The 18,785-nt window shown below is 65.6% G+C and carries 18 protein-coding genes; 9 read left to right on the top strand and 9 right to left on the bottom strand.

Features of this window, described 5'->3' with window-relative positions; all coding sequences use genetic code 11:
* Positions 1-52 precede the first annotated feature (52 nt).
* The gene (locus AC51GT_RS11530; protein WP_496328837.1) at positions 53-862 is read left to right on the top strand and encodes an LLM class F420-dependent oxidoreductase; all 810 of its coding nucleotides are present in this window, start codon (positions 53-55) and stop codon (positions 860-862) included.
* Here AC51GT_RS11530 and AC51GT_RS11525 read toward each other — a convergent pair.
* The 8 genes from AC51GT_RS11525 to AC51GT_RS11490 all read right to left on the bottom strand — a co-directional run bounded on the left by AC51GT_RS11525 (position 846) and on the right by AC51GT_RS11490 (position 12,308).
* A complete protein-coding gene (locus tag AC51GT_RS11525; protein WP_496328836.1) occupies positions 846-3,104 on the bottom strand; it encodes a molybdopterin-containing oxidoreductase family protein in 2,259 nt (752 codons plus the stop codon). The two genes, AC51GT_RS11530 and AC51GT_RS11525, sit on opposite strands and share 17 nt — an antisense overlap.
* A 247-nt stretch (positions 3,105-3,351) precedes the next feature.
* A complete protein-coding gene (locus AC51GT_RS11520) occupies positions 3,352-4,362 on the bottom strand; it encodes a LacI family DNA-binding transcriptional regulator (protein WP_496323318.1) in 1,011 nt (336 codons plus the stop codon).
* 107 nt (positions 4,363-4,469) lie between these two features.
* Entirely contained in the window at positions 4,470-5,717 is a 1,248-nt protein-coding gene (locus AC51GT_RS11515; protein ID WP_496323319.1) for an alpha-hydroxy acid oxidase, read from the bottom strand.
* The gene (locus AC51GT_RS11510; protein ID WP_496328835.1) at positions 5,714-7,195 is read right to left on the bottom strand and encodes a rhamnulokinase; all 1,482 of its coding nucleotides are present in this window, start codon (positions 7,193-7,195) and stop codon (positions 5,714-5,716) included. The genes AC51GT_RS11515 and AC51GT_RS11510 overlap by 4 nt, the downstream gene beginning before the upstream one ends.
* The gene (locus tag AC51GT_RS11505; protein ID WP_496328834.1) at positions 7,192-9,228 is read right to left on the bottom strand and encodes a bifunctional aldolase/short-chain dehydrogenase; all 2,037 of its coding nucleotides are present in this window, start codon (positions 9,226-9,228) and stop codon (positions 7,192-7,194) included. The genes AC51GT_RS11510 and AC51GT_RS11505 overlap by 4 nt, the downstream gene beginning before the upstream one ends.
* A 61-nt stretch (positions 9,229-9,289) precedes the next feature.
* Complete coding sequence (rhaI, locus tag AC51GT_RS11500) at positions 9,290-10,459, bottom strand: L-rhamnose isomerase (RefSeq protein ID WP_496328833.1); 1,170 nt, start codon at positions 10,457-10,459, stop codon at positions 9,290-9,292.
* Position 10,460: 1 nt separating this feature from the next.
* Entirely contained in the window at positions 10,461-11,825 is a 1,365-nt protein-coding gene (locus AC51GT_RS11495; RefSeq protein ID WP_496323323.1) for an MFS transporter, read from the bottom strand.
* A 111-nt stretch (positions 11,826-11,936) separates the two neighbouring features.
* Entirely contained in the window at positions 11,937-12,308 is a 372-nt protein-coding gene (locus AC51GT_RS11490; protein ID WP_496323324.1) for an L-rhamnose mutarotase, read from the bottom strand.
* Between the two features lie 339 nt (positions 12,309-12,647).
* Between AC51GT_RS11490 and infA the strand changes: the two genes are divergently transcribed.
* From infA to truA, 8 genes are all read left to right on the top strand, one after another.
* Positions 12,648-12,866 (top strand): translation initiation factor IF-1, encoded by a 219-nt coding sequence (infA, locus tag AC51GT_RS11485; RefSeq protein ID WP_020109371.1) that lies wholly within the window; start codon positions 12,648-12,650, stop codon positions 12,864-12,866.
* Between the two features lie 137 nt (positions 12,867-13,003).
* A complete protein-coding gene (gene rpmJ, locus AC51GT_RS11480; protein ID WP_026917227.1) occupies positions 13,004-13,117 on the top strand; it encodes a 50S ribosomal protein L36 in 114 nt (37 codons plus the stop codon).
* A gap of 180 nt (positions 13,118-13,297) precedes the next feature.
* A complete protein-coding gene (gene rpsM / locus AC51GT_RS11475) occupies positions 13,298-13,666 on the top strand; it encodes a 30S ribosomal protein S13 (protein WP_482135384.1) in 369 nt (122 codons plus the stop codon).
* A gap of 3 nt (positions 13,667-13,669) precedes the next feature.
* Complete coding sequence (gene rpsK / locus AC51GT_RS11470) at positions 13,670-14,077, top strand: 30S ribosomal protein S11 (RefSeq protein ID WP_023955919.1); 408 nt, start codon at positions 13,670-13,672, stop codon at positions 14,075-14,077.
* A gap of 24 nt (positions 14,078-14,101) precedes the next feature.
* The gene (gene rpsD / locus AC51GT_RS11465; RefSeq protein ID WP_496323325.1) at positions 14,102-14,707 is read left to right on the top strand and encodes a 30S ribosomal protein S4; all 606 of its coding nucleotides are present in this window, start codon (positions 14,102-14,104) and stop codon (positions 14,705-14,707) included.
* Between the two features lie 90 nt (positions 14,708-14,797).
* Complete coding sequence (locus AC51GT_RS11460; RefSeq protein WP_020109366.1) at positions 14,798-15,853, top strand: DNA-directed RNA polymerase subunit alpha; 1,056 nt, start codon at positions 14,798-14,800, stop codon at positions 15,851-15,853.
* 53 nt (positions 15,854-15,906) lie between these two features.
* A complete protein-coding gene (gene rplQ / locus AC51GT_RS11455; protein WP_496323326.1) occupies positions 15,907-16,470 on the top strand; it encodes a 50S ribosomal protein L17 in 564 nt (187 codons plus the stop codon).
* A complete protein-coding gene (gene truA, locus AC51GT_RS11450; RefSeq protein WP_496323327.1) occupies positions 16,448-17,392 on the top strand; it encodes a tRNA pseudouridine(38-40) synthase TruA in 945 nt (314 codons plus the stop codon). Before rplQ ends, truA begins: the two co-directional genes overlap by 23 nt.
* Positions 17,393-17,465: 73 nt before the next feature.
* On the opposite strand, the gene AC51GT_RS11445 is transcribed toward truA, so the two are convergent.
* Positions 17,466-18,521 carry an IS110 family RNA-guided transposase gene (locus AC51GT_RS11445; protein ID WP_496323328.1) on the bottom strand — a complete coding sequence of 352 codons (1,056 nt, stop codon included), beginning with the start codon at positions 18,519-18,521 and terminating at the stop codon, positions 17,466-17,468.
* Positions 18,522-18,785: the final 264 nt, after the last annotated feature.

Here is an 18,785-nt window from a genome sequence, read left to right as displayed (position 1 = left end):
TGAATGACGCCCGACGGAAGGTTGCGGCGGGTGCGTCGGGTTGAATTGACGGATGACCGATTTTGGAACGCACGGTGTATGGGTGGGGTTCTCGGCGTTGTCGCCGGAGCAGGCGCAACAGATCGAGAAGCTGGGATACGGCACGATCTGGCTGGGAGGTTCGCCCCCGTCTCTGACTCCGGCGCGGAGGGTGCTCGAGGCCACGGATTCGATCCAGGTGGCCACTGGGATCGTCAACATCTGGAATACCGACCCGGCCCAGATCGCGGAGCAGTTCAGCGCGCTCGAGGACGATTTCCCCGGCCGCTTCCTACTCGGCATCGGGGTCAGTCACCCGGAGGCCGTCTCCGAATACAAGAGTCCTTATGAGTCGCTCGTTGCCTACCTCGACGTGCTCGACCAAGGTGGTGTGCCGGTCGACCGCCGGGTGATCGCCGCACTCGGACCGCGCATGCTGCGCCTGGCCGCGGAACGTTCACTGGGGTCCCACCCCTATCTGGTGCCACCGGCCCACACCGAGTACGCCAGGAAGATCCTGGGCCCCGACAAGTTCCTCGCCCCGGAACACAAGGTCGTGTTGACCGAGGACGCGCAACTGGCCCGTTCAGTCGGTCGTCCGTACGTCGACCAGCCGTACCTTCACCTGCAGAACTACACCAACAACCTCAAGCGTTTCGGATACACCGATGCCGATATCGCCGATGGGGGCTCGGACGCGTTGATCGATGAACTCGTGGCCCACGGCACCGCCGAGGTCGTCCGCGAGAAACTCGACGCCCACCTCGGTCGGGGTGCCGACCACGTGGCCATCCAGGTCCTCGGGGACGTCGATATCGTCGAGATCCTCAGCCAGTTGATCTGACCGCGGCCGGTTCCGCGGTCTGCGTGGCCGAACGCGCGCGAACGGACGTGTCCAGGGCCCGGACCTCGATGGGCACGCCGGTCATGTTCGCCATGCCGGCCAGCCGTTCGAGGTCGTCGGGGTCGGACGAGATCAGGGCGTTGACGTTCGCGCCTCCGCTCCCCAGGTCATTGGCGGACGCGGCGTTCGCCTGAGTCCAGCCACCGGTGCCGTTGTGGCCCCAACCATGCGGTATCGCAACAACGCCGGGCTTGATGTCGTCGGTCAGCATGACGGGCAGCGCTATCTGACCGTGACGGGAGCGGACCGTGACGAGTTCGCCCTCGGCGATGTCGCGGGCCTGGGCGTCAACCGGATGCATCCTGGCCGCGTGGGTGCGGCCGCCGCGCAGGAGCAGGGGCGCGTTGTGCTGCCAGCTGTTCTCCGAGCGGATCTCCCGCATGCCGATGAGGCGCAGCGGGAACGCTGGGTCCGGGGTGTGGTCGAGGCGGTCGAGTTCGGCGATCAATTCGGGTGCGTCCACCCGGATCTTGCGGCTTCTGTGGGTGATGATCCCGCGGAGTTGTCCCGGTTCGAGATGTTCGGCGACGATCTTGCCGTGCGGGAACCCCGTGACCAGCCGGTGCAGGTTCAGGCCCGCCCTGCGCAGTCCGAAACGATCGCCGCCGGTGCCGACCCGGATGAGCAGATCCGACAGTCGATCCGGCGTCAAGGGCTTGCCGATACGGGTGGTGAGGCGGTTGAACAGGTGCAGCGCACCGAGCAGCGGGACCCGGGTGGCCAGTGCGGCAACCAGTTCGTTGATGATCACCCACTCTTCGCGGGCCTGCCCGCGTGGCGCGATGACCGCCCCGGTGGCCTGCTTGAACGGTGTGGTGAACAACGCCTGGAACGGCAGCAGGAAGTCCGACCGCTCGTACATGGTCGTCGCCGGCAGGATGTAGTCGGCGTGCGCGTTGGTCTCGTTCTGGTAGATGTCCAGTGAGACAAACAGTTCCAGCCCGTCGAGCGCCGTGCTCAACTCATCGCCGTTGGGCACCGAGAGCACCGGGTTGCCGGCGCTGATGAACATCGCCTTGAGTTGTCCGGGCCCGGGGGTCGTCATCTCCTTCGCCATCACCGACGCCGGAGCGGTCCCGAGTATCTGTGGCAGGTCGCCGATCCGGCTCCGTCGGCCCGACCAGGCGAACCGCGGAACACGCTGCAGCGCTGCCACACCCAGGCGCTGTCCGGGGATGCCGAGATCGCCGAACATCGACCCGCCGACCTCGTCGAGGTTGCCCGCCACCAGGTTCACGATGTCGAGCAGCGCGGTGGTCAGGGTCCCGGTGCGACCGAGTGAGGTGCCGATCCGGCCGTACACCGCGGCCCGCTCGGTCGACACCAGATCGCGGGCGATCCCGCGGACCACCTCGGCGTCGATGCCGGTGTGCTCTGCGGTGCTCTCCGGCGAATATGCCTGTGCCACATCCCTGATCGTCGCCAGACCGGTGCTCCGGGCGGCCAGCCGATCGTCGTCCGCGAGATGTTCCTCGAACATGACGTGCAGGAGGGAGAGAAGCAGGAGCGCGTCGGTGTCGGGCACGATGGGCGCCCACTCGAACTCGCGGGCGGTTTCGGTTCGCCGAGGGTCGATGACCAGCACCCGGCCGCCGCGTTTGGTGATCGCGGTCAGGCCTTCCCTGATGCGCGGCGAGCTCATCACACTGCCGTGGGAGACAACGGGATTGGCGCCGATGATGACGAGGAACTGCACCCGGTTGATGTCGGGGATCGGCGCGGTGAGCGGGTTGCCGTACAGGAAATGGCTGGCGGCGAAACGGTTGTTCACGTCCTGTGAGCCGGCCGAATAGATGTGAGGCGTACCCAGCAGGTTGAGGAACATGCCCGCCCACATGACGTGACCGGCACTGAAGGTTGCCGGGTTGCCGAAATACCAGCCGATCGACGACGAGCCGTCGCGGCGGTGGATGCCAGAGAGTTTCGTGGTGATCTCACCCATCGCGGTGTCCCAGGAGACCTGCTCGAACTCGCCGCGGGCGTTCTTCCGAAGAGGATGCAGGACGCGGTCGGGGTCGTTGACGATCTCGCTGAACGCGATGCCCTTGGGGCAGGCGAACCCCTTCGACAGGGGGTTGTCCGGGTCCGGGCGCAGGGACAGCAGCCGACCGTCCTCGACGGTCGCGATCATCCCGCACAGTGGCTCACAGATCCGGCAGTAGGTGGTCTTCTCCTGCGCCATGGCTCATCTCCCTGGTGACCGGCTTCACATCTGACCACGAGTGTTGCACGTTGGGACCGATCGCCACAGAGGGTTGCCGGCGCCGACGCGCCCAATCCGTCGAGCGGGCCGAAATCACCGTCGAGCGGGCCGAAATCACCGTCGAGCGGGCCGAAATTGCACGGTGCTCGAAACCACCCGGCAACTTCGGCACGGTCAACGGCGTTTAGGGCACGGTCGACGGCGTTTTGGGCACGGTCGAGGGAGGTCAGGCGGGGGCGGTGGACGCCCGGACGACCAACCGCGGCTGGAAGCGCACGTGCCTGGGCGGGTCGTGCGGTCGCCGGGTGGTCTCGCCGACCAACAGATCGATGGCACTGGAACCGAGCTGCCGCGACGGCTGGCTGATCGACGACAGGGGTACCACCGCGGCCTCGGCGAAGTCGATGTCGTCGTACCCGATCAGGGCGATGTCGCCGGGCACCGAGACGTCGGCGAGCATCGTCAAGGCCTGCAGGACGCCCATGGCGAGCAGGTCGTTGGCGCAGAAGATGGCGTCGGGCCGTTCGGCGACGGGTCGTCTGCGGATCTCCTCACCGGCGGCTCGTCCGGCCAGGACGCTGAGCGAAGGGGTCTCGATGACCTCGAGGGTGGCGCCGGGCACGCGTTCGATGGCCTCACGCGCGCCCTGCAGGCGGTCGGCGACCTGGCGGATCGCCGGTGGGCCGCCGACGAACGCGATCCGTCGCCGCCCGGTGTCGCACAGGTGGCCACAGGCCAGGGCGCCGCCTGCGACGTCGTCGACCGACACCGAGGGAAAAGGTGTCTGCTCGCCGTTGCGGTCGACCAGGACCACGGGCGTACCTCGCTGTTGCAGCGCTTCGAGACGGCTCAGATCATCGCCGACCGGGGAGACCAGAACCCCGAAAACCCGTTGCTCGTCGAAGGTTTCGAGGTAGGTGTGTTCACGATCCGCGTCGTCGTCCGAGGTACCGAGCAGCAGCGTCAAATTGTTGTCCGACGCCTGTCGTTCGGCGGACCGGGCCAAGTCGGTGAAGAACGGGTTGCCCACATCCAGGACGATCAATCCCACACAGCGCGACCGGCCGGCCTTGAGCTGGCGGGCGGCGTCGTTGCGGACGAACCCGAGTTCGGCGATCGCCTTGTGTACCCGTTCGACGGTCGCCGGGGCGACCTTGTCGGGCGAGTTCAGCACATTCGAGACGGTGCCGATGGACACGGCGGCGCTGGCCGCCACCTCGCGCATGCTCACCGCCATGGCTCGCCTTCTTTCTCTCTCCAACCCTGACACCGCGGACCCGCAGTCACCAGGTGACGGGCGGGGTCCACGGAGCAAGGGGTCCAGGGGGACAGGCTAACGCGGGTTCAGCCGCGTTCGGTGTTCACCGCGCGGGGCGCCAGGCGGGTCAGCTGTGTGACGTGTGCCGGTGTCAGCTCTTCGAGAGCGTTCACACCCAGCAGTCGCATGGTGCGCTCGATCTGCTCGGAGAGGATCTCGATGGCGCGATCCACGCCTGCCTCACCGCCGGCCATCAGGCCGTACAGGTAGGCCCGGCCGATCAGGGTGAACCGGGCCCCGAGTGCGATCGACGCGACGATGTCGGCACCGGACATGATCCCGGTGTCGAGCACGATCTCGGTGTCCTTGCCGACCTCCTTCGCAACCTCCGGGAGCAGGTGGAACGGGATCGGTGCCCGGTCGAGCTGGCGGCCACCGTGGTTGGACAACACGATGCCGTCGACACCGAGATCGACGACCGCTTTGGCGTCGGCCACGGTCTGGATGCCCTTGACCACGACCTTGCCCGGCCACTGGTCGCGGATCCACGCGAGATCGGAGAAGGTGACGGTCGGGTCGAACATCGTGTCGAGGAGTTCGGCCACCGTGCCCGACCAGCGGTCGAGCGAGGCGAATGCCAGGGGTTCGGTGGTGAGGAAGTCGATCCACCACTGCGGGCGGGGCAGCGCGTTGATGACGGTGCCCGGTGTCAGTGCCGGCGGGATGGACATGCCGTTGCGCTTGTCGCGCAGACGTGCGCCCGCGACCGGGACGTCGACGGTCACCAGCAGGGTGTCGTAGCCCGCGGCGGCGGCCCGCTCGACCAGCGCCATCGAGCGCTCGCGCTCTTTCCACATGTAGAGCTGGAACCAGTTGCGGCCGTTCGGGTTGGCGGCCTTGACGTCTTCGATGGACGCGGTGCCCATCGTCGAGAGCGAGAAGGGGATCCCGGCCTTGGCCGCCGCGCGGGCACCGGCGATTTCGCCTTCGGTCTGCATCATCCGGGTGAAACCGGTGGGCGCAATACCGAACGGCATGGCCACCGGGGCTCCGAAGACGTCCCAGCCGGTGTTCACCTTCGAGACGTCACGCAGGATCGCCGGGTTGAACTGGATGTCGTTGAAGGCCTGGCGGGCGCGGCTGATCGAGATCTCCGCCTCCGCCGATCCGTCGGTGTAGTCGAAGGCCGGGCGCGGGGTCCGCCGCTTGGCGATCTTGCGCAGGTCCTCGATGGTCAGTGCCGCATCGAGCCGACGCTTCTTGGCATTGATCTCGGGCTTCTTGAACTTCATCAGTGGCGCCAGGTCGTGGACCTTGGGGAGCTGCCGTTTCATCGTGATACCCCTACGAAATCGTTGCGATGCCGGCCGGTCGGACGTGGCTGGTATCGCTCTGGTGGGAAGGTTGCGGCGACCATCGCGCGTGCGCTCTCGAGGTCGTCGGCGATCAATTGCTGGGCCCGGGCGGTGATCAGGACATTACCGATCGCCGTCGCCTCGACGGGTCCGGCGAGGACCGGCATACCGAGCCGGTCTGCGGTGAGCTGGCACAGCAGCCGGTTGCGGGCACCGCCGCCCACGAGGTGGACGGTCTGGACCGGGGTCCCCGACAGCTCTGCCGCCTCCTGCACCCGCCGGGCGAACGCGCCGGCGAGGCTCTCGAGGATGGCGCGGACCATCGTCGCCGGATCCGCCGGTGCGGGAAGCCCGCGGGCGGTGTACCACCGTGCGATCCGGGCCGGCATGTCGCCGGGGGAGAGGAACTCGGGGTCGTCGGTGTCGAAGAGTTCTGCCGGTGGTCTGGCGGCGGCGGCCTGATCGAGCAGCTCTGCGAGGTCGATGGTGGCGCCGGAGCGTTCCCATTGCCGGACCGACTCGCTCAGCAGCCACAGACCCATCACGTTCCGCAGGAACCGGATCCGGCCGTCGGCCCCGACCTCGTTGGTGAAGTTCGCGACCCGGGCCGCGGGGTCGGTGACCCGCGAGGTCAATTCGACCCCGACCAGGCCCCAGGTGCCACACGAGATGTACGCCGAGGACTCCGGTCGCATCGGCACCGCGACCACGGCGGAGGCGGTGTCGTGCGAGGCGACGGCATTGACCGACACCGACGAGGACAGACCCAGCCCGGACGCGATGTCCGGCAACAGCCGGCCGAGCCCGGTTCCGGGTTCGATCAGACCGGGGAACAGGTCCGTCGGCAATCCGAGGATGCGGTGCAGTTCGTCGTCCCACTGCCCGTCGGCACCGAGCAGTCCGGTGGTCGAGGCATTGGTGCGTTCGGTGGCCATCTCGCCGGTCAGCCAGTACCCGATCAGGTCGGGGACCAGTAGAGCCCGATCGGCGAGCTCCAGGGTCCCGGCCTGCTTCTCGGCCATCAGCTGATAGACGGTGTTGAAGGGCAGGAACTGCAATCCGTTGCGGGCGTACAGATCCGCCGGGTCGATGGCACTGTGTACCGCCGAGACGCCGCCGTTGTTCCGGTCATCGCGATAGTGGTACGGAAGTCCCAGCAGGCGTCCGTCGCGAAGCAGTCCGTAGTCGACCGCCCAGGAATCGATGCCGATCGCGGCGAGCTCGCCCGCCTCGCGACCGGCTGCGGCGAGCCCGTCGCGGATGTGCGCGAAGAGCCCGGGGACGTCCCAGTGCAGCGCGCTGCGACGGCCGTCCCAGATCGAGAGCGGACCGTTGGCGAATCGGGTCACCTCCCGGATCTGCAGCAGATCCGGGCCGACCTCGGCGAGCATCACCCGGCCGCTGGTGGCGCCGAGATCGACCGCCGCCAGCTTCCGGGGCCGGGTTGCAGAACTCATCGCAGGAATGCCGCGGCGACACCGGCGTCGACCGGGACGTGCAGTCCGGTGGTGTGCGACATGTCGGAGCTGCAGAGCACGAACGCGGCGTTGGCGATGTTCTCCGGCAGCACTTCCCGCTTGAGCAGGGTGCGCTGTGCGTAGAACTCGCCCAATTCCTCTTCCGGCACGCCGTAGACCGCGGCGCGCTTGGCGCCCCAGCCGCCGGCGAAGATGCCCGAGCCGCGGACGACGCCGTCGGGGTTGATGCCGTTGACCTTGATCCCGTGCTCGCCGAGCTCGGCGGCCAGCAGACGAACCTGATGTGCCTGATCGGCCTTGGTGGCCGAGTAGGCGATGTTGTTCGGCCCGGCGAACACCGAGTTCTTCGACGAGATGTAGAGGATGTCGCCGCCCATCTTCTGATCGATGAGGGCCTTGGCCGCGGCCTTCGACACCAGGAACGAGCCACGGGCCATCACGTTGTGCTGCAGATCCCAGTCGGCTGCACTGGTTTCCAGAAGTGACTTCGACAGCGACAGGCCGGCGTTGTTGACCACCAGGTCGATACCGCCGAAGGCCAGCACGCAGGCGTCGACCGCGGCCTGCACCTGGGTTTCGTCGGTCACGTCGGCGCGCACGCCGATCGCCACGTCGGTCGATCCGATCTCCGCGGCGGCGGCCTTGGCCTTGTCCTCGTCGAGGTCGGCGATGACGACGCAGGCACCCTCGGCAGCCAGGCGGTTGGCGATGGCCTTGCCGATACCCGAGGCGGCGCCGGTCACCAGCGCGATGCGGGTGGCCAGCGGCTTGGGCTTGGGCATCCGGGCGAGCTTGGCCTCTTCCAGGGCCCAGTACTCGATGTTGAACTTCTCGGCCTCGTCGATGGGCCGGTAGGTCGAGACGGACTCGGCTCCGCGCATCACGTTGATCGCGTTGAGGTAGAACTCACCGGCCACGCGGGCGGTCTGCTTGTTCTTGCCGTAGCTGAACATGCCGACGCCCGGGATGAGGATGACGGCCGGATCGGCGCCGCGCATCGCGGGGGAGTCCGGCGTCGCGTGACGGTTGTAGTAGGCGGTGTAGTCGGCCCGGTAGGACTCGTGCAGTTCCTTCAGGCGGGCGATGCAGTCCTCGATCGAGGCGTCGGCTGGCAGATCGAGCACCATCGGCTTGACCTTGGTGCGCAAGAAGTGGTCCGGGCAGGACGTTCCGAGTGATGTGAGCCGGGGATGTTCGGCGGAGGCGAGGAACTCGAGCACCGGATCGGAGTCGTCGAAGTGCCCGACCTGGGGGTTGTCGGTCGAGGCCAGTCCACGCAACGTGGGTGCGAGGGCGGCGGCCTTGGCCGCCCGCTCGGCCGGACTCAGCGGACCGAAACCGGGCAGCGGAGGCCCGAACGGCGCCGGCTTGCCGTTGACGGCGAGGTAGTCCTCTGCGGCCTTGATGATCTCGAGTGAGTTGGCCTCGGCCTCGTCGGACGTCTCGCCCCACGCGGTGATGCCGTGGCCACCGAGGATGCAGCCGATGGCCTGCGGGTTCTGCTTCTTGACCTCGGAGATGTCGAGGCCGAGCTGGAAGCCGGGGCGACGCCACGGAACCCAGATCACCCGATCGCCGAAGATCTTCGCGGTGATCGCCTCGCCGTCGGCGGCGGTCGCCAGTGCGATACCGGAATCGGGATGCAGGTGGTCGACGTGCGCGGCATCGACCAGTCCGTGCATGGCGGTGTCGATCGATGGGGCGGCACCACCGCGGCCATGGAGGGTGTAGTCGAAGGCGGCCACCATCTCGTCTTCGCGATCGAGGCCCGGGTACACGTCGACCAGGGCCCGCAGGCGGTCCAGGCGCAGCACCGCGAGTCCGCTCTCGGTGAGGGTTCCGAGATCGCCACCCGAACCCTTCACCCACATCAGATCGACGTCCGCTCCGGTGACCGGATCACGGTCGACGCCCTTGGCGGAGGTGTTGCCGCCCGCGTAGTTCGTGTTCTTGGGATCGGCGCCGAGCCGGTTGGAACGTTCGATGAGTTGTTTGACGGTGGGGTTGGTCATTGCATTCCTTACAGATATCGAGAAAACAGAAACTGAAAACTGAAAAACCCTCAGGCGAAAATCAAGCGCCCCAGGAGGATTGGGTTCCACCGACGCGCTCGGCGACGATCTTCTCCCGGTGACCCGACTCGGCGTATGCGGCCATGGGGTCCGCGGGCAGGCCGCGCTCGGCGCGCCACAGTGCGAGCTCGGGGCGGACATCGGTGTAGAACGCGTCCATGAAGATGCCATTGGCGCCGAGCACATCGCCGGCTTCCTGTGCGGCGGTCAGTGCATCGGTGTCGATGAGCAGTGCGCGGGCCGTCATCTCCTGCACGTTGAGCACCGAACGGATCTGGCCCGGGATCTTCTCCTCGACGTTGTGGCACTGATCGAGCATCAGCGCGACGGGCGAACCGGGGGCCAGCCCACCGCCCCGGATCACCTCGAACATGATGCGGAAGAGCTGGAACGGATCAGCGGCTCCGACGATCAGGTCGTCGTCGGCGTAGAAGCGCGAGTTGAAGTCGAACGAACCGAGCTTTCCCAGCCGCAGGAGCTGGGCGACGATGAACTCGATGTTGGTCCCGGGGGCGTGGTGGCCGGTGTCGAGGCAGACCAGCGCCCGCTCGCCGAGTGCGCTGACCTGTGCGTAGGACGTGCCCCAGTCCGGGACGTCGGTCATGTAGACGGCCGGTTCGAAGAACTTGTACTCGAGCACCATCCGCTGCTCGTCGCCGATGTGCTGGTAGATCGTCGACAGCGATTCGGCGAGCCGGTCCTGGCGGCCGCGGATGTCGCCCTGGCCGGGGTAGTTGGTGCCGTCGGCGAGCCAGATCTTGAGGTCACGCGAGCCGGTCTGGTTCATGACCTCGATGCAGGCGAGGTGGTGGTCGATGGCCTTCTGTCGGATGGCCTTGTCGGTGTGGGTCAGGCTGCCGAACTTGTAGTCGTCGTCCTGGAAGGTGTTGGAGTTGATCGTGCCCAGGCCCACACCCTGATCCTCGGCGTAGCGGCGCAGCGCACCGAAGTCGTCGACCAGATCCCACGGGATGTGCAGTGCGACGGTCGGGGCCAGGCCGGTGAAGCGGTGGACGGTGGCGGCGTCGGCGATCTTTTCCTGCACGGTGCGCGGGGTGCCGGGGGTTCCGAAGACCTTGAACCGGGTCCCGGAGTTGCCGAATGCCCAGGAGGGCAGCTCGATGGCCAGATTCTGAAACGTTTCAATTCTGGCGGCGTCAAAGTTTTTCATATCAATTGCTCCCAGCGGTGCCGGTTGTTTGTGTGAGGGTGGTTGTGGTGACGAGTTCGGGGCTGATCGGCCGCCCGTACCGCTCGATCTCGATGTCCTTGAGTTCCTTGCCGCGGGTGTCGGGGGCCCAGATGACGCCGATGATCATCGCGATGGTCAGGCAGGTGATCAGCAGGAGTCCGACCCAGCCGAGCCCGACTGCCGCCAGCAGGGTGGGGAAGAAGTAGCTCAGCGCACCGGTGGCCGTACGGACCGCGAAGAACATGACGCCCTGCGCACTGGCGCGGTACGGGGTGGCGAACAGCTCGCTGGCCCACAGGCTGTAGAAGGCCTGCGCCCCGACGCCGCTGGAGATACCCCAGCAGATCGCGAAGATGAGCATGGTCGTCATGCCGCCGTCGGTGAACATCACCAACACGCCCCAGGCGAAGATGCCGGGGATCGCGCCGAGGGCGAACAGCAGCCGCTGCGACATGTGGTCGGCCAGGCGCATGAACACGAAGTAGGTGGACAGCACGGTCATGCCCCAGACCAGGACCTGGAGCAGGTTCTGCTGGACCTCGCTGTCGAGGCCGGCGGTCTCGTAGACGCGCGGCATGAAGATGCCGGCCTGCCCGGCAACGGTGTTCCAGAAGCCGTAGATGCCGATGAGCACCAACAACGCGGTGATGTTCACCTTCTTGGAGAACAGGCCACGCAGACCTGCGCCTCCGGAGGTGGCGACCGGTGCCGGTGTCGAGCCGGTGTTCGCGCCGGCGGTCTCCAGGTTGTCCTCGGTCCAGAGCTTCGACTCGGTCAGGCCCTGGCGAATCCACCAGACCACTGCGGCCACCACGAACAGGTGCAGGAAGATCAGTCGCGACCCGAGCAACTCCAGCGGTGCGAGTGCGGCGGCCAGGGCGAAGCCGATCAGGGGGCCGACCGACCAGGCCAGCTGTGCGGTGCCGACATGTTTGGCCCGCTCGCCCGAAGGTGCCTGCTCGGCGATGTAGGTCCACGACGCCGGAACGCCGGCGCCGACCGCCAGGCCGGTGATCACGAACGCGATCATCAGCATGCCGAAGTTGAAGGCGAAGGCCGCGATCAGCACGCCGACCATGTAGACCATCAGGTCGTAGGTGTAGATCGCCTTACGTCCGTAGCGATCACACAGCGGGCCGCCGATGGCCGCGCCGACCGCGGCTCCGAAGGCGTTCGCGCTCAGTGCGGCCAGCAAGCCGACAGCAAAGTTGCTGATGCCGAACTCGTCTTGCCAGAACCCGAGACTGGTGGCGATCGCGATGATCGACCCCGCCTCGATGTAGTTGGACATGGCAACAGAGATCGTTGCCTTCCAACCGGTGGTCTTCTTGGCCCCGAGTTGCATGGTTTCTCCTCATGGGGTGTGGGCGCAGGGTAATTGGTCCGGCTCGGGCGAAGTGCTCGGGTGGGTGCCGGATGTGACACGTCCGATGGATCCGGTCCGGATGAAAACCGATCAGGCGAGGTGGAAGTAGTGGTCGAGCTGGGTCATGGTGGTGTCGGGCCCGGCCGTGGGATCGGCGAAGTACTGCGCCATGGTGGCCTGCCACCGGGTGTTCACAGCGGTCTGCGCCATCAGTTCGCGCGCCCGCTCGAAGTCCTCGGTCTCGACGTACCCGACCACCAGTCCGGTGCCGGGCGCAAGGAACAGCGAGTAGTTGGACCAACCGGTCTCGCGCAATGCGTCGAGCATCTCCGGCCAGACGTCTTCGTGTGCGGCGAGGTAGTCGTCGATGCGGTCGGGCCGCAGGTTCATGGTGAAACACACCCGCTGACGTGGAGTGTCTGCTGATGTCTCGGTCACCGTTTCCGGTTGTTCGTGCTGCATGGGCCCGTCGCCAATCGATAGTTTGAAACGTTTCAATCCGTGAGTGCGGTCACCGTAAACTGAACTGAAGGATCGCGTCAAGACCGGAATCGGGCCGATCGGGGGAGCTGCAGACGCACTCGGGTCCGCCGGGGAACACGCTTATTTGTCCTGAGCTGCGCGGCAGCGTAATGTTGATCAACGGTGCGCACGCGCGCCGGATTGTTTTTGTGCCCAGATTGCAGAGCCAGCTCGATTCGCCTGCCGACTGCCGCGGAAAGAGCCCGGGTCACGTGCGTGTCATGACGGTAATCGAAGACAACTGTTCAGGTGTGTCAACACACCAGAATCGTGGAGGCTATGGCCAAAGAAGGCGCCATCGAGGTGGAGGGCCGCGTTGTCGAACCCCTGCCCAATGCGATGTTCCGCATTGAGCTGGAGAACGGCCACAAGGTACTCGCCCACATCAGCGGCAAGATGCGGCAGCACTACATCCGTATCCTGCCGGAAGACCGCGTGGTCGTGGAGCTTTCGCCCTACGACCTGACTCGCGGCCGGATCGTTTACCGATACAAGTAAGACCCAACAGACTTCCCGGACCCCTCCGGGTAGGACAACCAGCTGGGGTGCGGCTATAAGGCTGTGCCCTGTGCTTTGAAGTAGATCCGTGCTGAGCGGCCAAGGCCGGAATCAGCACAGGCAAAGGAGAGAGTGACGTGAAGGTTAAACCGAGCGTCAAGCCGATCTGCGAGAAGTGCAAGGTGATTCGGCGGAACGGCCGCGTCATGGTGATCTGCGAGAACCTGCGTCACAAGCAGCGTCAGGGCTGATCAGCACTTCGACCCGATCGCTTGTAAGAGCGACACAACTTCATACAGGCAACAAAAGAAGACCTCTCAACACCAGCGGACTCACACAGGAGTCCGCCTACCCCCGGCACGGAGGCCGGGGCCCTGCAAGAGTCGGGGACGGATTGGGAGCAGACCTCCGAGAACCAAAGGAAACGCCACATGGCACGTGTTGCTGGTGTTGATCTTCCGCGCGAAAAGCGCCTGGAGATCGCACTCACATACATCTATGGAGTTGGTCGTACCACCTCCAAGGAGATCCTTGCTGCCACCGGCCTGTCGGCCGACCTGCGCGCCAAGGACCTCACCGACGAAGACGTCCTGAAGCTTCGTGAATACCTCGAATCCTCGGTCAAGGTCGAAGGTGACCTGCGTCGCGAGGTGCAGGCCGACATTCGTCGCAAGATCGAAATCGGCTGCTACCAGGGTCTGCGTCACCGTCGTGGCCTGCCCGTTCGCGGACAGCGCACCAAGACCAACGCTCGGACCCGTAAGGGCCCGAAGAAGACCATCGCCGGGAAGAAGAAGTAATCCATGCCTCCTAAGTCACGTAGCGCCGGCCCCAAGAAGGGCACTCGTCGTCGCGAGAAGAAGAACGTCCCGCACGGCAGCGCGCACATCAAGAGCACGTTCAACAACACGATCGTCTCGATCACCGATCCTGCCGGAAACGTCATCGCCTGGGCTTCGTCCGGCCATGTCGGTTTCAAGGGCTCGCGTAAGAGCACCCCGTTCGCCGCGCAGCTCGCTGCCGAGAACGCTGCCCGCAAGGCACAGGAACACGGCGTCAAGAAGGTCGACGTCTTCGTGAAGGGCCCGGGTTCGGGTCGTGAGACAGCAATCCGATCACTCCAGGCCGCAGGCCTCGAGGTCGGCACCATTTCCGATGTCACCCCGCAGCCGCACAACGGCTGCCGCCCGCCCAAGCGGCGCCGGGTCTAATCGGAAAGAAGAGGACTTTAAAAAATGGCTCGTTATACCGGACCCGCAACCCGTAAATCTCGTCGTCTGCGCGTCGACCTCGTCGGCGGAGACCAGGCGTTCGAGCGTCGCCCCTACCCGCCCGGCCAGCATGGTCGCGCGCGGATCAAGGAGAGCGAATACCTGCTCCAGCTGCAGGAGAAGCAGAAGGCTCGCTTCACCTACGGCGTCATGGAAAAGCAGTTCCGTCTCTACTACGCAGAGGCCAACCGTCGTAATGGCAAGACCGGTGACGAGCTGCTGCGCCTGCTCGAGACCCGTCTGGACAACGTCGTCTACCGCGCCGGCCTCGCTCGTACCCGTCGCCAGGCGCGTCAGATGGTCAGCCATGGCCACCTCACCGTCAACGGTGTGAAGGTCGACGTGCCCAGCTACCGCGTCTCTCGCTACGACATCATCGATGTCCGCCCGAAGTCGCTGCAGACTGTTCCGTTCCAGATCGCCAAGGAGATCCAGGGCGATCGTCCGGTCCCGGGTTGGCTGCAGGTCGTGCCCGGCACGCTGCGCATCCTGGTGCACTCGGAGCCCGAGCGCGCACAGATCGACGTTCCCCTGTCCGAGCAGCTCATCGTCGAGTTCTACTCGAAGTAATCGCCGGTTGTCGGATCCATATGTCCGGCAGCACATTCGGCACCTAATCGGCCGTCATATAGCGGGCGTCCAAGAGGAGAAGAAGATTCAATGCTGATTTCACAGCGACCCACACTGTCCGAAGAGATCATCTCGGGAGATCGCTCGAAGTTCGTCATCGAGCCGCTCGAGCCAGGTTTCGGGTACACGCTCGGCAACTCGCTGCGCCGTACCCTGCTGTCGTCGATCCCCGGAGCCGCTGTCACCAGCATCCGGATCGACGGAGTCCTGCACGAGTTCACCACCGTCCCCGGGGTCAAGGAAGATGTCACCGACATCATCCTGAACCTCAAGGGCCTCGTCGTGAGCTCCGAAGAGGACGAGCCGGTCACCATGTACGTGCGCAAGCAGGGCCCCGGTGCTGTCACCGGTGCCGACATCGTGCCCCCGGCCGGTGTCACCGTGCACAACCCGGACCTGCACATCGCCACCCTGAACGACAAGGGCAAGTTGGAGATCGAGCTCGTCGTCGAGCGCGGTCGCGGCTACGTCCCCGCCGTCCAGAACAAGGCGTCCGGCGCCGAGATCGGCCGTATCCCGGTCGACTCGATCTACTCGCCGGTTCTCAAGGTCACGTACAAGGTGGAGGCCACCCGCGTCGAGCAGCGCACCGACTTCGATCGGCTCGTTCTCGATGTGGAAACCAAGAACTCGATCTCCGCGCGGGACGCACTGGCCTCGGCCGGTAAGACCCTCGTAGAGCTGTTCGGTCTGGCCCGTGAACTCAACATCGAAGCAGAAGGTGTGGAGATCGGACCCTCGCCCGCCGAGGCCGATCACATCGCGTCGTTCAGCCTTCCGATCGAGGACCTCGAACTCACCGTCCGGTCGTACAACTGCCTCAAGCGCGAGGGAGTGCACACCGTCGGCGAGCTGGTGGCCCGGACCGAATCGGACCTGCTGGACATCCGCAACTTCGGCCAGAAGTCCATCGACGAGGTCAAGGTCAAGCTGCACGCGCTCGGCCTGGCACTCAAGGACAGCCCCGCGAGCTTCGATCCGTCCCAGGTGGCCGGATACGACGTCGCGACCGGCACCTGGACCGATGACACTTCCTTCTCCGACGCCGATGCCGGCGAGGATTTCGCAGAAACCGAACAGCTCTAACAAGACCCCCAGCTCACGGCCGAGAGGTCGAGAGCGAACCCTAGGAGTTCGAAATGCCCAAGCCCACAAAGGGTACCCGCCTCGGTGGGTCGGCTTCGCACCAGAAAGCGATGTTGGCGAACCTCGCCACCTCGCTCTTCGAGCACGGCCGGATCACCACCACCGAGACCAAGGCAAAGCGTCTGCGCCCGTACGCGGAAAAGCTGATCACGCACGCCAAGGCCGGTAACCTGGCTCACCGCCGTGAGGTGCTGAAGGTCATCCGCAACAAGGACATCGTGCATGCCCTGTTCGCCGAGATCGGCCCGTTCTACGCGGACCGTGATGGCGGCTACACCCGCATCATCAAGACCCTGCCGCGCAAGGGCGACAACGCCCCCATGGCAGTGATCGAGCTGGTCCGGGACAAGACCGCTTCGTCGGAAGCCGATCGCGCCACCCGCGCAGCGGCCTCGAAGAAGAAGTCTGACGAAGCCGCAACCGAGGACAACGTGGTCGAGGCTGTCGAAGCCGATGCCACCGAGGCCGAGGTCGAGAACGCGCAGGCCGTGGCCGAAGCAGTCGACGACGAGTCGTCCGCTGCGACCGCTGCTGATGCCAAGGCCGACGAGAAGTAGTCGACTGAACGAGTCGGCAATATCTGAGCCCGCCACCGGATTTTCCGGTGGCGGGTCTCGTCATTTCGAGGGGCCATTCGTCCGGCTGCGGATGCAGATCGGTTATGACGGCACCGATTTCGCCGGTTGGGCCAGTCAGCCCGGTCAGCGGACCGTATGTGGCGTGCTCGAGCAGACCCTCGGCACCGTGCTGCGCGAACCGGTGACGCTCACCGTCGCCGGCCGCACCGACGCCGGTGTTCACGCCACCGGGCAAGTGGCACATTTCGATGTGCCAGAAGCGGCCCTGAACACCCGGTCGATCGACGGGGATCCGGCCAAACTCGTTCGGCGGCTCGCCAAGATGCTGCCGACGGATGTGCGGGTCAAGGACGTCGAAGAAGCGCCTGCGGAGTTCGACGCGCGCTTTTCCGCCCTGCGCCGCCACTACGAATACCGCCTGACCGACGATCCCTGGGGCGCCGAACCCGTGGTCGCTCGTACCACCGCGGCGTGGAACCGGCCGCTCAACGCCGACCTTCTCGAAGAGGCTGCGTCGTCGTTGTTGGGACTGAATGACTTCGCCGCCTTCTGCAAGCGGCGTGAAGGGGCCACGACCGTCCGGGATCTTCAGCAGTTCACCTGGATGCGTGACGATTTCGGCGTCCTGATCGCACAGGTGAGCGCGGATGCATTCTGCTGGTCGATGGTTCGATCACTGGTCGGTGCGGTCGCCACCGTCGGGGAAGGTCGCCGCTCGGCGGCATGGTGCGCCGGACTGTTGCAGCAACGCGCGCGTTCCAGTGAGGTCCCGGTGGCGCCGGCCTGTGGATTGAGCCTGATCGGTGTGGACTATCCACCCGATGGCAAGCTGGCCGAACGCAATGCCCTCACCCGGGAGACCCGGGCCGCGATCGCTCCGGCGGGCTGCTGCGGAGACTGACTGTCAAACCCCGATGATGTGCCCTTTTGGCGTACGCGACCTGCGGGTTTGTTCGCCAAAAGTTGCTCCTATGTCAAGCGGCGGCGGTCTGAATGGCTCGTGGTTGGGGCGCAGTGTCGGTGATCAGGCGTTGATAGACGGTGCGGACCAGGCGGCGTCGGAGTGCTCGGAGGGCTGCGGTGGTGGAGTCGCCGGCGGCGCGGCGTTTGCGGTAGTAGGTGTAGCCGTCGCTGTCTTCGAGTCGGGTTTGGGTCAGGGCGATGCGGTGCAGGGCGGTGGTGAGTTGTCGGTTGCCGCAGCGCGGTAGCCGGACGCGGCCGGCGGTGTTGCCGGACCAGACCGGGATGGGGGCGGTGCCGGCGTAGTTGGCGTAGGCGTCGGCCGAGTGGAAGCGGGCGATGCCGGCGGTTTCGCCGACGATTTTGGCTGCGGTGAGTTCCCCGCAGCCGGGTAGCTGTAGTAGCGAGGGAACCAGTTCGCGGACTCGTTTGCCGATCTCGGTGGCCGTGGTGTTGATCCGGGTGGTCAGGGAGATGATCTCGTCGAGTTCTTCGCGGGCGATGTCGGCCAGCAGTCCGGTCTCGGTGGCCAGCTGTGCGGCGAGGATCTGTTGGTGTTTGTGCATGCTCAGCGAGCGTGGTTTGGGGGCGTAGGCGGGGTTGATTTCATGGACTCGCCACAGCAGTCGGTTGATTGTTGAGGTGCGTTGTGCGACAAACACTTCGCGTCGATCGACTAGTAGACGTATCTCGCGGGATCGGGGGTCGGCGCCGGCGGCGGGCAGGTTCGGTTCGCGCAGCACTGCCCGCGCGACGGCCAGAGCGTCGATGGGATCTGATTTGCCGCGGGTACGTGCCGAGGCACGGGTGTGGGCCATCATTTTGGTGGGTACCCGCACGGCGGTCTGGCCGGCGGTGAGTAGGTCGCGTTCGAGGCGGGTCGACATCTGTCGGCAGTCTTCGATGCCCCAGAGCAGGTCGGTACCGAACTGGGTGTGGGCCCATCGCATCGCGGCATGATGGCCGGCGGTGGTGGCCGGGGCGGTGAGTTGGCCTAGCTTTTTGCCGACGGGATCGACGGCAACAAATGTGTGTGAGCTCTTGTGTACATCGACTCCAACTACAACCATGGTGGTTGCCTCCTGATTTCAGAAACAGGGACCAGGGACGGTTGGGCCGGTCGGTGGGCAATCCTCAGTTGGGGGCGTTGCCACGCTCCTATCAAGCCACATCGGCCGGTCCTTCCCACCTGGTGTTGGCATAACTTTTGCAAGACCAGACATGCGCATCAATGCGATGCCGGCAGGCACATCAAGAGCCAAACACCAGGTGACCAGGACCCAACCACCGCTCAGGCGGCAACACAAGAGTCACACTGAGGGCACATCATCGGG

The sequence above is a fragment of the Williamsia sp. z34 genome, from assembly GCF_059553395.1.
Note: the sequence above shows the minus strand (reverse complement) of the source record. Positions and strands in the feature narration are given on the sequence as shown.

What these genes read in the sequence shown, in the direction of transcription:
- AC51GT_RS11460 (WP_020109366.1), top strand. Translation starts at nt 14,798, where the DNA reads ATGCTGATTTCACAGCGACCCACACTGTCCGAAGAGATCATCTCGGGA.
- rpsM (WP_482135384.1), top strand. Translation starts at nt 13,298, where the DNA reads ATGGCACGTGTTGCTGGTGTTGATCTTCCGCGCGAAAAGCGCCTGGAG.
- AC51GT_RS11530 (WP_496328837.1), top strand. Translation starts at nt 53, where the DNA reads ATGACCGATTTTGGAACGCACGGTGTATGGGTGGGGTTCTCGGCGTTG.
- AC51GT_RS11515 (WP_496323319.1), bottom strand. Translation starts at nt 5,717, where the DNA reads ATGAAACGGCAGCTCCCCAAGGTCCACGACCTGGCGCCACTGATGAAG.
- AC51GT_RS11505 (WP_496328834.1), bottom strand. Translation starts at nt 9,228, where the DNA reads ATGACCAACCCCACCGTCAAACAACTCATCGAACGTTCCAACCGGCTC.
- infA (WP_020109371.1), top strand. Translation starts at nt 12,648, where the DNA reads ATGGCCAAAGAAGGCGCCATCGAGGTGGAGGGCCGCGTTGTCGAACCC.
- AC51GT_RS11445 (WP_496323328.1), bottom strand. Translation starts at nt 18,521, where the DNA reads ATGGTTGTAGTTGGAGTCGATGTACACAAGAGCTCACACACATTTGTT.
- AC51GT_RS11495 (WP_496323323.1), bottom strand. Translation starts at nt 11,825, where the DNA reads ATGCAACTCGGGGCCAAGAAGACCACCGGTTGGAAGGCAACGATCTCT.
- rhaI (WP_496328833.1), bottom strand. Translation starts at nt 10,459, where the DNA reads ATGAAAAACTTTGACGCCGCCAGAATTGAAACGTTTCAGAATCTGGCC.
- truA (WP_496323327.1), top strand. Translation starts at nt 16,448, where the DNA reads ATGCCAAGGCCGACGAGAAGTAGTCGACTGAACGAGTCGGCAATATCT.
- rpsK (WP_023955919.1), top strand. Translation starts at nt 13,670, where the DNA reads ATGCCTCCTAAGTCACGTAGCGCCGGCCCCAAGAAGGGCACTCGTCGT.
- rplQ (WP_496323326.1), top strand. Translation starts at nt 15,907, where the DNA reads ATGCCCAAGCCCACAAAGGGTACCCGCCTCGGTGGGTCGGCTTCGCAC.
- rpsD (WP_496323325.1), top strand. Translation starts at nt 14,102, where the DNA reads ATGGCTCGTTATACCGGACCCGCAACCCGTAAATCTCGTCGTCTGCGC.
- AC51GT_RS11525 (WP_496328836.1), bottom strand. Translation starts at nt 3,104, where the DNA reads ATGGCGCAGGAGAAGACCACCTACTGCCGGATCTGTGAGCCACTGTGC.
- AC51GT_RS11510 (WP_496328835.1), bottom strand. Translation starts at nt 7,195, where the DNA reads ATGAGTTCTGCAACCCGGCCCCGGAAGCTGGCGGCGGTCGATCTCGGC.
- AC51GT_RS11490 (WP_496323324.1), bottom strand. Translation starts at nt 12,308, where the DNA reads ATGCAGCACGAACAACCGGAAACGGTGACCGAGACATCAGCAGACACT.
- AC51GT_RS11520 (WP_496323318.1), bottom strand. Translation starts at nt 4,362, where the DNA reads ATGGCGGTGAGCATGCGCGAGGTGGCGGCCAGCGCCGCCGTGTCCATC.